Below are 14353 nucleotides of genomic sequence, written 5' to 3'. Positions count from 1 at the left end.
TGGAAAAACCATACAAAAATAGCCCGCTTCGGGGGCGGGCTATTGGAAAGAATCTTAATTTATTTGTGGCTTGGGTTAGAAGCTGTACGTCACACCAACACGGCTACGTAGCTGACGTGATGAGCTGTCATCGCAAGAGCTGTTACATTGAACGTTACCGAATTCTACGTATGGACGCCAATCCCAACCTTTCTCTTTGTAGCCTAGTTTAAAGTTGTAGTCCCATTCGTACTTGCCATCGCGGTTACCTAGCTTCCACTCATCGCTGAAGAAGTCTTCTTTGTAGTTTGCTTCAAAACCAAACTGCCAAGCGTTCCAGTTGTAATCGATGTTACCCGTGATTTTACTCGCGTTCAGTGAGTCGTGTTGTTTGCCGTCTAGACCTGTTGATGTTTTACCAGATGCGTAGTTGCGGAACTCGTGACGGTAGCGAAGCTTAGTTGTGATACCAGAATCGAATTTGTATTGAACACGAACCTGAGGTTTGTACGTTACGGCTTCGTCACCAAAGGTAATTGGCATCGATGTGGTTACACGCCAGTTGTTATCAAATTTGAAGTGGTAGCCGTATTCGAATTCGCTATCACCACGCTGAAGCTCGCTCAAGTTACCAGTGTGCTTCATCTCAACGCCGTAGTAATGGTTACCTGTGCTGCCACCAATTTTGATTCGACCTGCCCACTGCTCTGAATCGTGTTTGTATTCTTCACGGAAGTCTAGAGACGCGGCTGAAATGCTACCTGCAAAAAGGGTTGTCGCGATCGCTAAAGCAATTTGTTTTTTAGAAGTCATAGTAATGTTCCACTGTAAATAAATTGTATTTCAAAGTGGCGACGCGCATACACGCCGCCCTTTTTAGGGTTTTATTGTTTTGGGTAAAGCAATTCGATATCGCGCTGAGCCCAAACTTCTGCCAAGTTCTTCTTCACTGTGAAGCGGCTAAAGTCAGTTTCGGTTGCCAGTTTCACCCACTCAGGTTTCTCCATCGCCACACCTGCTTTTAGGTAAATCGGTGTCATGCGCTCTACGCGACGTGGATTGTCTTTCGCGGTGTATGGCCAGTCAGACGCAGGATCTTGATAAGTCGCCATTAGCTGAATACCTTGCGCTAATGAGCCACCTTTCTTGTTTTGGTAGTGCCATAGGTCGATGCCCACTTTGTCACCGATTTGAGCGATGCCGACCAATGGATCTAAGCTGAAGTAGTGGTAGTGGTATGCACGAGTACGTTCGATTTCATGGGGTTGAGAGCCGTCTTTTTCGAACTGAGTGTCTACACGCATCTTGCCTTTTTGAACCATCTGTTTTGCGAGAGGCTCATTACCTAAGAAATAAGCAATACTGGCGACTTGGAAGTCATACCAAGTGCCGTGGTTGTTTGCCGCAGCAGCTTCGCCTTTCGGGCCACCTGATAGGTCGTCAACAATCAACCAATCTAGGTATTCGCCGTACCATTGCGTGATTTGCTGTTCGTCTTTATCCGTCCAAGCAGGAGAAAGCGAGAGAATGGCGATTGAGTCCAGCATGCGATCGGCCAGAGTACGCGTATCAATAATGCCGCCACGACGACCTTCTGCACGACCAGGTACACCCTGACCGTAGTTCACGTTCGGGTTCATCTTAGTTTCATCATTCATGAACCAAGTACGAACGTATTCAATACCTTGTTTTGCGTATTTCTCGTCTTGGCTGAAGTAATAAGCCAATGCCAATGCGCGAACAGAACGAGTGAAGTGACCAATACGTTTAGAATCTGTTTCAGCTGTTTTCGATGCAGGGTTGGTTTTGCCATCGTGACGAACCCAAGGAAGGCCATCTTCTTTCGATTCATCTGGCCACCAGTACGGGCTGATGCTCATGTAATCGTTTTTACTACCGCTTGGTGGCGTCATACCTTTCGCCGTTACCGTAAACGGGCCATCTTTCATCGCCAGTTCTGCTTCTTCAATTAGACGGTCGTACGCGTCTTTCATTGAATCGCTCGCTTTATCTGACTGTAAAACAGCGCGGTTTTGTTCAAGCGTTGCTTCATCAAGGAACACAAAGTCTGCAGCAAGAGTGTTAGCACTGAAAAGAATGGCGCTGAGGCAGGTTGCTAGATGTAGAGGTCGTAGGGGTTTCATTATTATCGGCCTTATATCTTGAGTTAAAATACTACAAATATAGTACCCAGCCGATGTTGAGCGTTCTGTGAATTAGATCTAATTGTATGATTTATCCACGCTATCAAACTTTGTTACAACCACTAAAGTTGACATTAACTTATTGATATTAAATATATTACTGATATTTACAGCTCATTAATTGTCTTAATATTTAGGCTAAAAATGTGCTCTACCGCATATTTTTGCACCAAATGAGTTCATTTTTATTTGTCATACAATATAATCATTTCAAGTTTTTGAGACACAGAACATCAAATTGCTATTGACGCACACTTTTTCGCTCTGTCCTTTTCTATATAGAGTCCAATAACAGGTTAAGCATCGCTTGGTTATAGAGATGAAATGAGAAAGGCCGAGGCTATATAAGCAGAGGTCACTTATGTCAGGCTGAGACATAAGTGGGTAGAAGAATTAAGTAAGTAGAAGAAATAGCGAATAGAAGCAAAGTACAGCGAACAAGATGGATGCGACCAGTGAAACTTTCAACATTGAAGAATACTGTTTTGTCATCCCTACTCGCTGTTGCTCAAGTCTTGATGGTTCTAAGCAGCTTATTGTTACTTCCAACGGTTGTGGTTCTCATTGGGCTTAAATGGCTGTAGCGGTTTTTCTTTTGTAACAGACACTTATAGAGACAAATCAACAGCCTGGTTTCGCTATCAATAGGTAGCAAGCCAAGGAAAACGCTTAATTGGTTATGACTAATTGAGTCTTTAGGAGTAGTTACTTAAGTGGGAAATGTTTAATACCAATCGGCATAAGTAAAGCGCCGAGATCGATCAGACGAGGATGATGACTTGTGTCGATTGGTATAGTTGCTCCCATATCATAACAACACTTTACAGAGCCTAGCTTTGTTGAACTTTGCAATGATTGTCGAAGATCTTACAGCGTAACGTGCTTAGCAGCGATGAGAGATATACCCCTCGAGTATCTTTCAGCTACATCCAGAACCTCGTTTCACTGTTCTATTGCAATCCAACAGAGCCCTTGGCTCAGACGGTATCAATACCGTTTTTCGCCCACGCATTACAGGCATGTCGTGGGCGTTTTTTTATCTGAAATAGTCATACAAATCTGACAATACTTCACACCTTCTTACGCCGTTATAACCCTTATTAACTAAGGCTATAAACGCTATTGAACCAATCGAGTGCATGCCAAAGCCATTGATAAATTGTCGTGATGTTGACTTGGTGCACCCTTCCCTTTTTGAGTGCAATGTCAATATTCGATCACGATCACTTGTATGATTATTTAAATAACTCAATCCGGATCATTCGTCACGCTTTTGAGTTATTGTACTACAAATAAGCAAGCTGATAGTTAGTATTGCCTCAAGACATTAAATAACTATCAAAAGGTCTAAAGATGGAACTCAATACCCTTATTGTAGGCATCTACTTTCTATTCTTAATTGCAATAGGTTGGATGTTCAGAACATTTACCAGTACCACCAGTGACTACTTCCGAGGCGGCGGCAGCATGCTTTGGTGGATGGTAGGTGCAACCGCATTTATGACGCAGTTCAGTGCATGGACGTTTACTGGTGCAGCTGGTAAAGCCTATGCTGATGGCTTTGCGGTGGCCGTCATCTTCTTAGCTAACGCATTCGGTTACCTAATGAACTACCTCTACTTCGCGCCTAAGTTCCGTCAGCTACGCGTCGTGACGGTTATAGAGGCAATTCGTATGCGCTTCGGCAAGTTCAACGAGCAAGTGTTTACTTGGTCTGGCATGCCAAACAGCGTAATCTCAGCAGGTATCTGGTTGAATGGTCTGGCAATCATCGCATCGGGCATATTCGGCTTCGATATGACCACCACAATCATAGTGACAGGTCTTGTTGTACTTGTAATGTCGGTAACGGGCGGCTCTTGGGCGGTTATCGCTTCTGACTTCATGCAGATGGTCATCATTATGGCAGTAACGGTAACCTGTGCGGTTGTGGCTATCGTTCAAGGCGGTGGCGTTACAGAGATCATCAATAATTTCCCTGTAGAAGAAGGCGCATCATTTGTTTCAGGTAACAACCTGAATTACCTAAGCATCTTCGGTATTTGGGCATTCTTTATCTTCTTTAAGCAGTTCAGTATCACCAACAACATGCTGAACTCTTACCGCTACCTTGCAGCAAAAGACTCTAAGAACGCGAAAAAAGCAGCTCTATTGGCTTGTTTATTAATGACAATGGGTCCACTCATTTGGTTCATGCCTTCTTGGTTCATTGCAGGTCAAGGTATTGACCTAGCAGCACAATACCCAGATGCAGGTTCTAAAGCTGGTGACTTCGCGTACCTTTACTTCGTACAAGAGTACATGCCAGCAGGTATGGTGGGTCTACTGATTGCCGCCATGTTCGCAGCGACCATGTCTTCTATGGACTCTGGTCTAAACCGCAACTCCGGCATTTTCGTTAAGAACTTCTACGAGCCAATCCTTCGCCCTCAAGCAACAGAAAAAGAGCTTGTGGTGGTATCTAAGCTGACCTCGACGTTCTTTGGTGTTGCCATCATCTTGGTTGCTCTGTTCATCAACTCACTGAAGGGGCTAAGCCTGTTCGACACCATGATGTATGTGGGCGCGTTAATCGGCTTCCCAATGACCATCCCTGCGTTCTGCGGCTTCTTTATTAAGAAAACGCCAGACTGGGCTGGCTGGGGCACGCTAGTCATGGGTGGTATCGTTTCTTACTTTGTTGGCTTCGTCATCACAGCAGACATGGTTCAAAACTGGTTTAACCTAGAGCCGTTAACAGGTCGCGAATGGTCTGACTTGAAAGTTGCTATCGGTCTGATCGCTCACCTAGTCTTCACCGCTGGCTTCTTCATGATGTCGACATTGTTCTACAAGCCGCTTTCAGAAGAACGTCAAAAGAACGTAGACAAATTCTTCGAAAACCTAGCGACACCACTTGTATCTGAGTCTACAGAACAGAAGAAACTGGATAACAAACAACGCCGCATGCTTGGCTCACTGATTGCGGTCGCAGGTGTTGGCGTGATGACCATGTTCGTTCTGCCTAACCCAATGTGGGGACGCCTAATCTTCGTCTTCTGTGGTGTGATTGTTCTTGCTGTTGGTCTACTGCTTGTAAAAGCGGTTGACGACAAAGTAGAGCAAGCTTCAGAAACGGTTACAGAAAGCTAAATCTCCCCTATGAAGCGGTTGAGCTCAGCCGCTTCATTTTTCCCTTATCACTCAGGTCTATTTGTTTACTTTTTTGTTAAGTCCGTTGCGGTTGAGACATTAAATAACCAGCGAATTTAACAAAGAAATAATCATACAAAATAAGCGAAATGTATAACCAAAGTTTCTTGTTGAAACGATAAGCGAATGTAATTAACGGGATTTCATACTGACAAAACTCATCATAAGTTATTGAATAATCGATTTTAAGTTCACAACCATCAGTTCGTGTAGATAGAAGCAGAAGAATGTACTGGGTCAAGCAGATTTCCAGTATTAATCACCTCATCACACAATTGAATTATTGTAGTACAAATAAATGATCGAACGGATAATATATCTGGCAGAAATCAATGACTATGAGAAGGTCGAAAAATGGAACTCAATACCCTGATTGTTGGCATCTATTTCCTATTCCTCATTGCGATAGGCTGGATGTTTAGAACATTTACAAGCACCACCAGTGACTACTTCCGCGGGGGCGGCAACATGCTGTGGTGGATGGTAGGCGCAACGGCGTTTATGACCCAGTTCAGTGCTTGGACATTTACTGGTGCGGCCGGTAAAGCGTACACCGATGGCTTCGCTGTAGCGACTATCTTCTTAGCGAATGCGTTCGGTTACTTGATGAACTACCTGTACTTCGCACCGAAATTCCGCCAGCTGCGCGTTATCACGCCGATTGATGCGATTCGCATGCGCTTTGGTCGCTTTAACGAGCAAGTGTTCACTTGGTCTGGCATGCCAAGCAGCGTGATTTCTGCGGGTATCTGGTTGAATGGTTTGGCGATCATCGCATCGGGCATTTTCGGCTTCGATATGACAACCACCATTTGGATCACGGGTTTAGTGGTGCTGATGATGTCCGTAACGGGCGGCTCTTGGGCGGTTATCGCATCTGACTTTATGCAGATGGTCATCATCATGGCAGTAACAGTGACATGTGCTGTGGTTGCAGTAGTAAAAGGCGGCGGTATTACAGAAATCATTGCGAACTTCCCTGTTCAAGAAAACGGGTCTTTCGTAACAGGTAACAACCTGAACTACCTCAGTATTTTTGGTATCTGGGCAGTGTTCATTTTCTTAAAGCAGTTCTCTATCAACAACAACATGTTGAACTGTCACCGTTACCTAGCGGCAAAAGACTCTAAGAACGCGAAGAAAGCTGCACTGCTTGCGTGTGTACTAATGACAGTGGGCGTATTGATTTGGTTTACCCCTTCTTGGTTCATTGCAAGCCAAGGTGTTGATCTATCAGCGCACTACCCAGAGGCAGGCTCAAAAGCGGGTGATTTTGCTTACTTGTACTTTGTTGAGCAATACATGCCAGCGGGCATGGTTGGTCTGCTGATTTCAGCGATGTTTGCAGCGACGATGTCGTCAATGGACTCGGGTTTGAACCGTAACTCAGGCATCTTCGTGATGAACTTCTACTTGCCGATTCTGCGCCCGAACGCGACAGAAAAAGAGCTGATGATCGTATCGAAAATCACCTCTACCTTCTTCGGCATCGCGATCATCTTGATTGCTCTGTTCATCAACTCGCTAAAAGGTCTGAGCCTGTTCGACACCATGATGTACGTTGGCGCGTTGATTGGCTTCCCAATGACGATTCCTGCGTTCTGTGGCTTCTTCATCAAGAGAACACCGGACTGGGCTGGCTGGGGCACATTGGTGGTAGGTGGCATCGTGTCTTACACGGTTGGTTTTGTCATCACACCGGAAATGATTCAAAACTGGTTTGATCTTCAGCCTCTAACAGGTCGTGAATGGTCAGATCTAAAAGTTGCGGTTGGTTTGATTGGTCACTTGGTGTTTACCGCAGGCTTCTTTGCTCTGTCGACACTGTTCTACAAACCGCTTGAAGAGAAACGCCAACAAGACGTTGACCGCTTCTTCAATAACTTAGCAACACCGTTGGTTTCTGACTCAACGGAACAGAAAAAACTGGATAACAAACAACGCCAAATGTTGGGTTCGTTGATTGCCGTGTCTGGTGTGGGTGTGATGGCGATGTTCTTACTGCCTAACCCATTCTGGGGACGCATGATTTTCGTGTTCTGTGGTGTGATTGTTCTTGGCGTCGGCGTGGCGCTGATGAGAGCAGTCGATGGCAACGCAGAGCGCGCTTCTGAGGGGGCTCCGATAACGGAGAACTCATAACGAGAAACAAGCGGTTGAGTATTCAACCGCTTTTTGTGCTTCTACAAAGAGATACATTATGAAAAAAACAATGCTTGCTGGCGTGGTTGCCGCGTCCATTTCTGCCCTAACCCTGGTAGGTTGTAACACTTCACCTTCTCAAACGCCGGAAGCTGTGGCTCCAGCTGTTGTTGAAACCGCAGTGAATGACATCACTCGCGATTACTTGCTTGCTACGGATCGCTTAAACACAGTGGATGGCAGCGCACTTGAAGCGCAATCAGCAGACGCTGTGCAAGCATTGAAACAACAAATGGAGAATGCCGAAGACGGTACAACAATTACGATTCCTGCGGGTAAATACGCGGATCTTGATATCGTCACGGTGAAATCTAACGACATTACCATCAAGGCGGAGCAACCTGGCAGTGTTTGGCTAACGGGTTTGGCTCAGCTTCGCCTTGAAGGTAACAACATCACTGTCGACGGTTTGGTATTTACCGAAGGCGGCCCTGCTGAACGTTTCGGCGGCGTGCGTATGATGGGTAACAACAACACTTTGCAAAACTCTACGTTCTACTACTTCAACCACGCTTACGAATACCAACCGGACGAACGTCGCTCTGAATACCCGAAATACTTGTGGGTTTCACTTTGGGGTAAAGATGGCAAGGTGATCAATAACCGTTTTGAAGGTAAGCAAAAACGCGGCACGTTAATTGGCGTACAAAAAGACGACACACCAGATAACCACCTTATTGCTAACAACATTTTCTTGGACCAAAAACCAAACCAGTTCAATGAGTTCGACATCAAAGAAGCGATTCGCTACAACGGCAACAGCTGGGAAGCGATTCGAATTGGTGACTCTAAATCTTCTCAATGGGCATCAAACTCTAAGTTCACCAACAACCTGATGATCGATATGGATGGTGAGCGTGAGCTGATTTCGATTAAGTCAGGCGGCAATGAAATCTCTGGCAACACCATCTTTGAAAGTGCCTCTCTGATTTCTCTTCGTCACGGTAAAGCGAACGTGGTGAAAGACAACGTGATTCTAGGTAATGAAAAACTGCTGACTGGCGGTATGCGTATTTACGATGAAGACCACGTGATTGAGAACAACTACATCACTGGCACACGCGGTCGTGATGGCAAGATTGAAGGCAATGCGGATCTACGCGGCGGCATCGTGATCAATACCGGCATCATTGATGTAGAAAACGGTGAGAAGCTCGACCAAGCAGTGAAAGGCAAAGAGCTCAACAAGCAATGGACACCAAAGAACATCACCATTCGTAACAACACCCTTGTGGATACGGAATGGGGCATTGTCTACGGCAACCAAACGCACCGTGTGAGCCTGTTCAACAACAGTGAAGTGAAGAACATTTTCGCTGGCGTGGACGTTCACTTCGACAGCAACGTGGTTGATAACCACCAGCAAGAGCAATTCGTCAGCGTACGCGCGACAGAAGAGTTGCCGCTGGTGAATCCTACCTACAACAACGAAGTTTACATCGGCACAGTGACTAACGCAGAACAAATCGCTTCTTACTCAGTAGAGCTACCAAAAAGCGAACGAGTGAAAGGCTTTACTCAATACCAAGGCGTTGGTGCAGATACGAGCAAGCTGTCTGTAGTAACGGCGGAAACAGCAGGGCCTGATTACCTCCTTTCAAACGCTCAAAAGTAATTCTGCTTTAGAGTTTGCTTCCAGTCTGGTGATACAAGCCAGACTGGTTTTCCTCTCCTTTCACCAGTAACCCCACAATAACTGAAGAAAATTTCACCACCCTACTGTCTCCCAAGATTGAGTTGTGGTTTAATTGTATGACAATTATAAAACTCTTTTCTTTTGCTGCGGATACACTCATGGATGCTGTTTTACATCAGTTGCAATTCTCGTTGTCGATCACTGGCCCCATCTGCTTAATGTTGGTGCTGGGTGTTATCTTCAAACGCATTGGGCTTATCAACGACAACTTTATCGAAGTCGGTTCTAAACTGGTGTTTCAGGTCACGCTACCTGCGATGTTGTTCTTGAGTATCGTCGTCTCCGAGCATGATTTCTCTGCGGCTAGCGGCTTCGTCAATTACGGCATTGTTGCCAGCATCGCGTTTTTCATCTTCACTTTTATTTCCGTCAAACTGTTCTTCAAATCTTCACCCGACCAAGGCGTTTTAATCCAAGGTGGCTTTCGTGCCAATACGGGCATCATCGGCATTGCGTATGTGGCGAATGCTTATGGTTCACAAGGTGTCGCTCTGGCCGCCCTTTATGTTGCGGTGACCACCTTTATCTATAACGTGCAAGCGGTGATTTGTTTGTCTCCAAAAGGGGCAACGTCTGGATCTCAAGCCGCCAAAATGATGGTGAGAACCTTAACGCGCAACCCACTGATCATCGCAATTGTCTCTGGCATGGTGTTCTACCTTCTGTCGATTCCGGTTCCGGATGTGGCGATTGATGCTGGCAACTATCTATCGAAAATGACACTTCCCCTCGCCCTTTTGTGTACCGGAGGCTCACTCGATTTAAGTTTGATGAAGAAAGAGAAAGGACCATCTTGGTTTGCTAGCAGCTACAAACTGATCGTTGCCCCTATCGTGATTACCACAGGTGCGTATTTAGTTGGCTTTAGAGGGATTGAGCTTGGCATTCTGTTCTTTATGAACGCCTCTCCTGTGGCGGCAGCAAGCTATGTGATGGCCCGCTCGATGGGAGGAAACTCCGTGTTAGCAGCAAACATCATTGCTTTGACAACAGTGCTTTCAACAGTGACTTGTACCGTGGGGATTGTGATCCTGAAAGCGTATGGCTTAATCTAACAACAAAGCCTCACGAACACATATACTCGATAAATGTCTAGGGATGATTGGCTAAGGTCATTTTACGGACCAAACGGAAGAATTCGTCGGATTCCTCTTCCGTCAGACAAGAGAAAAAATCTTGCTTGAGGTTAGTCATGATACGGTGCACTTTGCGTACCGCTTCTACCCCTTCTTTGGTGAGCGTCAGAATCTTCAGTCTTTGATTGGTCTCGCACTTAGATACTTGAACAAAGCCGCGCTTCTCTAAGTTATCCACCATGCGTTTTGCGACGCTTCGCTCCGTTAGAACCGCATCCGCCAACTCTTGCTGACTCATTGGTTGAAACTCTTCTAACGCTGCCAAGGCACTCGCCATTTCCAACGTCATCAAGTCCTGACGCGATAGCTCTGCTTGGGCACGATTACGGAAGGTTCGGTTCATCACGCTGCACACAAACATCGGGCTTTGATCCAACACGGATATCGGAGAAATCTTCTGATCTTTCATTCTTGCCTATTCTACTTTCGGCTTTGTTTTCATTTGGATAGTACTGCGTTTACAAGAGATTCCCGACTACGCTCCTTCGTCGCTTTCGGGAATGACGAGAAGCATAACCGAGAGAGCGACACCCCGTCATTCCGACGAGCCTAGGCGAGATCAGGAATCTAATTGCCACACGCTCTCACTCAATATTTCACATCAAGTCATAGCACTCGGTGAGCAGATTCTGAATCACGCTCGTCCCTCGCTGTTCAGGATGACGTAAAAATTAAACCTCAAACGCAAACTGTCCAATTGAATCCAAAAATAAAGGACGCCGAAGCGCCCTTTTCATGTACTTATTAGCAATAGTATAACTTAGTCTTTGGCGCTAAGTCCTACTCTTGGCTTGCCGTTGGGCGTGAAGTAGATTCCACTTGCTCTTTTTGTGCTTCTTTTCTTGCACGGCGGTCGAACAAACGCTCAACCACAACGAAGAACACAGGCACGAAGAAGATACCAAGCAGGGTCGCACTGACCATACCGCCAAGTACACCTGTACCTACCGCGTTCTGACCCGCAGAGCCTACACCCGCACTGATCGCTAGCGGTACTACGCCAAGACCAAACGCAAGCGAGGTCATGATGATCGGACGAAGACGGACACGCACCGCGTGCAACGTTGCTTCAATCAAGCCCGCGCCTTTCTCATAGTATTCCTTGGCGAATTCCACGATAAGGATCGCGTTCTTCGTTGCCAGACCAACAGTGGTCAACAAACTAACTTGGAAGAATACGTCGTTGTCCATACCGCGAGTCATGACGGCAAGTACCGCACCTAGCACACCTAGAGGTACAACAAGCACAACCGCGAATGGTACTGACCAGCTCTCATAAAGTGCTGCTAGTACAAGGAAGACAACCAGAATCGACAGAGCGTAAAGCATTGGCGCTTGGTTACCTGATAGACGTTCCTCGTAAGAGATACCGTTCCAGTTCACCGTAAAGCCAGGAGGCAGTTTCTCTACCATGGCTTCGATTTCTGCCATCGCTTCACCAGTACTTACGCCCGGAGCCGCACCACCTTGGATGTTCATCGCAGGCAGACCGTTAAAACGTTGCAATAGCGGAGAACCGTAGGTCCACTCACCTGTTGCAAATGCCGAGAATGGCACCATTTCGCCCTGTGAGTTACGCACATACCATGAGTCGAAGTCTTTCGGCTGCATGCGGTGTTCAGCATCACTTTGCACCATTACCTTCTTCACACGTCCGCGGTCGATGTAATCGTTGATGTACGCACCACCCCATGCCGAAGCTAGGATTTGGTTTACATCGTTGATGCTCACATCAAGCGCACGTAATTTCACGTGGTCGATATGAACTTGGTACATCGGCGCATCTGCCTGACCGTTTGGACGCACACCCACCAGTTTCGGGTTTTGTGCTGCCATACCTAGGATTTGGTATTGAGCTGCCACAAGCGCTTCGTGACCGTTACCGGTTGAGTCTTGTAGGTAGAAGTCGAAACCAGTCGCGTTACCCAACTCTTGAATCGCTGGTGGCGCAAACGCAAACACCATTGCTTCTTTAATCGTTGAGAAGTAACCCATCGCACGACCTGTCAGCGAAGCCGCATCAGAACCCGGTGCTTCACGTTCTGACCAATCTTTCAGACCGATAAACGCCATACCCATGTTCTGACCTTGCCCCGCGAAGCTGAAGCCCGCTACCGAGAACACTGACGCAACGTTGTCTTTCTCTTCTTCTAGGAAGTAGTTACGGACTTTCTCTAGTGTCTTTTCAGTCTGCTCTTGAGTCGAGTTCGGTGGCAAAATTGCCATTGAGAACACCGTACCTTGGTCTTCATCCGGTAGGAACGATGTGGGTAGGTTCATGAACAACCAACCTGCACCCGCACTCATTGCCGCGAACACCAACAGCATACGACCAGTGCGTTTTAGCATTTTCGCTACGCCCGCTTCGTAACCCGCCGTTGCCGCATCAAACTTACGGTTGAACCAGCCGAAGAAGCCTTTCTTATCCGAAAACTCTGCATCGCCTTTTTTCAGCAAGCTCGCACAAAGTGCAGGAGTAAGAATGATCGCCACCAATACCGATAGCGTCATAGCCGCTACGATGGTGATAGAGAACTGACGGTAGATAACACCAGTTGAGCCAGACATGAACGCCATCGGTACGAATACCGCAGACAGCGTCAAACCAACACCCACTAGTGCGCCAGTGATCTGCCCCATTGACTTCTTCGTCGCTTCTTTAGGATCGAGACCGTCTTCGTGCATTACACGTTCCACGTTCTCTACTACTACGATCGCATCGTCCACCAGCAAGCCGATTGCCAGAACCATCGCAAACATGGTTAAGGTGTTAACACTAAAGCCGGTCGCGTAAAGGATCGCAAACGTACCCAGCAATACCACCGGAACCGCAATCGTCGGGATGATCGTTGCACGGAAGTTCTGTAAGAACAGGTACATGATCAAGAATACCAATACGATCGCTTCAAGCAGTGTCTTGATTACTTCTTTGATCGACGCATCAACGAATGGCGTTGTTTCAAACGGGTAAGCGATCTTCAAGCCATCAGGGAAAGTCGCACTTAGCTGACCAAGACGTTCTTTTACTGCTTCTGCCGTTTCTAGCGCGTTCGCACCAGTACCTAGCGAGATACCAAGACCTGCTGCCGGGAAGCCGTTGTACTGACCTTTGATGTCGTAGCTTTCTGCACCACGCTCAACACGCGCTACGTCTTTCAGATAAACGTTCGAGCCATTCGCTTCTGATTTCAGAATGATGTTTCTGAATTCAGCCACGCTGGTTAGACGGCTCGCTGAAGAGATCGTCGCGTTAAGCAACTGACCTTTCTGCGCAGGCGCTGCGCCTAACTGACCAGAAGAAACCTGTGCGTTCTGCTCACGAATAGCGTTCGCAACGTCGATTGCAGTAAGGTTGAACTGAGTCAGTTTGAATGGGTCTAGCCAAACACGCATTGCGTATTGAGAACCAAACGCTTGCACTTGACCTACGCCCGTTACACGGCTGATCGGATCTTGAATATTGGTAACAACAAAGTCACCGATGTCATTTTCCGTGAAGTCAGGGTCTTCAGAGTAAACCGCCACAACCATCAAGAATGAGGTGTTAGATTTGTTTACAACGATCCCTTGGCTTTGTACCTCCATCGGAAGTGATGTCATCGCCAATTGCAGCTTGTTCTGCACCTGAACTTGCGCGATATCTGGATCAGCTTCGCTATCAAACGTCAGCGTGATGGTTGCGTTACCAAACGCATCACTGCTTGAGTTTAGGTAGCGTAGATAGTCCAGACCCGTCATGTTTTGCTCGATAACCTGGGTCACAGAGTCTTCTACAGTTTTAGCAGAAGCACCAGGGTAACGAGCACTGATAGAGATCGTGGTCGGTGAAATCGTTGGGTATTGAGAAACCGGCAAGTTGAACAAGGACATTACGCCCGCCAACATAGTCAGAATCGCAAGAACCCAAGCAAATACCGGACGATCGATAAAGAATCGTGCCATGA

Annotated in this window: 8 protein-coding genes; 4 read left to right on the top strand and 4 right to left on the bottom strand. The window is 46.7% G+C overall.

Annotated elements, in window-relative coordinates; all coding sequences use genetic code 11:
* Positions 1 to 75 precede the first annotated feature (75 nt).
* Together J4N37_RS05400 and J4N37_RS05395 are read right to left on the bottom strand one after the other, a co-directional pair.
* On the bottom strand, positions 76 to 792 hold the full coding sequence (locus tag J4N37_RS05400; protein WP_020195684.1) for an oligogalacturonate-specific porin KdgM family protein: 717 nt from the start codon (positions 790 to 792) through the stop codon (positions 76 to 78).
* 71 nt (positions 793 to 863) lie between these two features.
* On the bottom strand, positions 864 to 2123 hold the full coding sequence (locus J4N37_RS05395) for an alginate lyase family protein (protein WP_032802640.1): 1260 nt from the start codon (positions 2121 to 2123) through the stop codon (positions 864 to 866).
* 1413 nt (positions 2124 to 3536) lie between these two features.
* Here J4N37_RS05395 and J4N37_RS05390 point away from each other — a divergent pair.
* The 4 genes from J4N37_RS05390 (at position 3537) to J4N37_RS05375 (ending at position 10328) form a co-directional block, all read left to right on the top strand.
* The gene (locus J4N37_RS05390) at positions 3537 to 5315 is read left to right on the top strand and encodes a sodium:solute symporter family protein (RefSeq protein WP_005450862.1); all 1779 of its coding nucleotides are present in this window, start codon (positions 3537 to 3539) and stop codon (positions 5313 to 5315) included.
* A gap of 414 nt (positions 5316 to 5729) precedes the next feature.
* Positions 5730 to 7517, top strand: a complete 1788-nt coding sequence (locus tag J4N37_RS05385) for a sodium:solute symporter family transporter (RefSeq protein WP_038896378.1) — start codon at positions 5730 to 5732, stop codon at positions 7515 to 7517.
* 58 nt (positions 7518 to 7575) lie between these two features.
* Positions 7576 to 9192, top strand: a complete 1617-nt coding sequence (locus J4N37_RS05380) for a polysaccharide lyase 6 family protein (protein WP_252041838.1) — start codon at positions 7576 to 7578, stop codon at positions 9190 to 9192.
* A gap of 179 nt (positions 9193 to 9371) precedes the next feature.
* On the top strand, positions 9372 to 10328 hold the full coding sequence (locus J4N37_RS05375) for an AEC family transporter (protein WP_020195677.1): 957 nt from the start codon (positions 9372 to 9374) through the stop codon (positions 10326 to 10328).
* Between the two features lie 37 nt (positions 10329 to 10365).
* Here the strand turns inward: J4N37_RS05375 and J4N37_RS05370 are convergent, their stop codons facing one another.
* Positions 10366 to 10818, bottom strand: a complete 453-nt coding sequence (locus tag J4N37_RS05370) for a MarR family winged helix-turn-helix transcriptional regulator (RefSeq protein ID WP_005426166.1) — start codon at positions 10816 to 10818, stop codon at positions 10366 to 10368.
* 371 nt (positions 10819 to 11189) lie between these two features.
* Entirely contained in the window at positions 11190 to 14351 is a 3162-nt protein-coding gene (locus J4N37_RS05365) for an efflux RND transporter permease subunit (RefSeq protein ID WP_252041836.1), read from the bottom strand.
* Positions 14352 to 14353 lie beyond the last annotated feature (2 nt).

It is taken from the genome of Vibrio sp. SCSIO 43153 (assembly GCF_023716625.1).
Classification (GTDB): Bacteria; Pseudomonadota; Gammaproteobacteria; order Enterobacterales; family Vibrionaceae; genus Vibrio; species Vibrio rotiferianus.
Note: the sequence above shows the minus strand (reverse complement) of the source record. Positions and strands in the feature narration are given on the sequence as shown.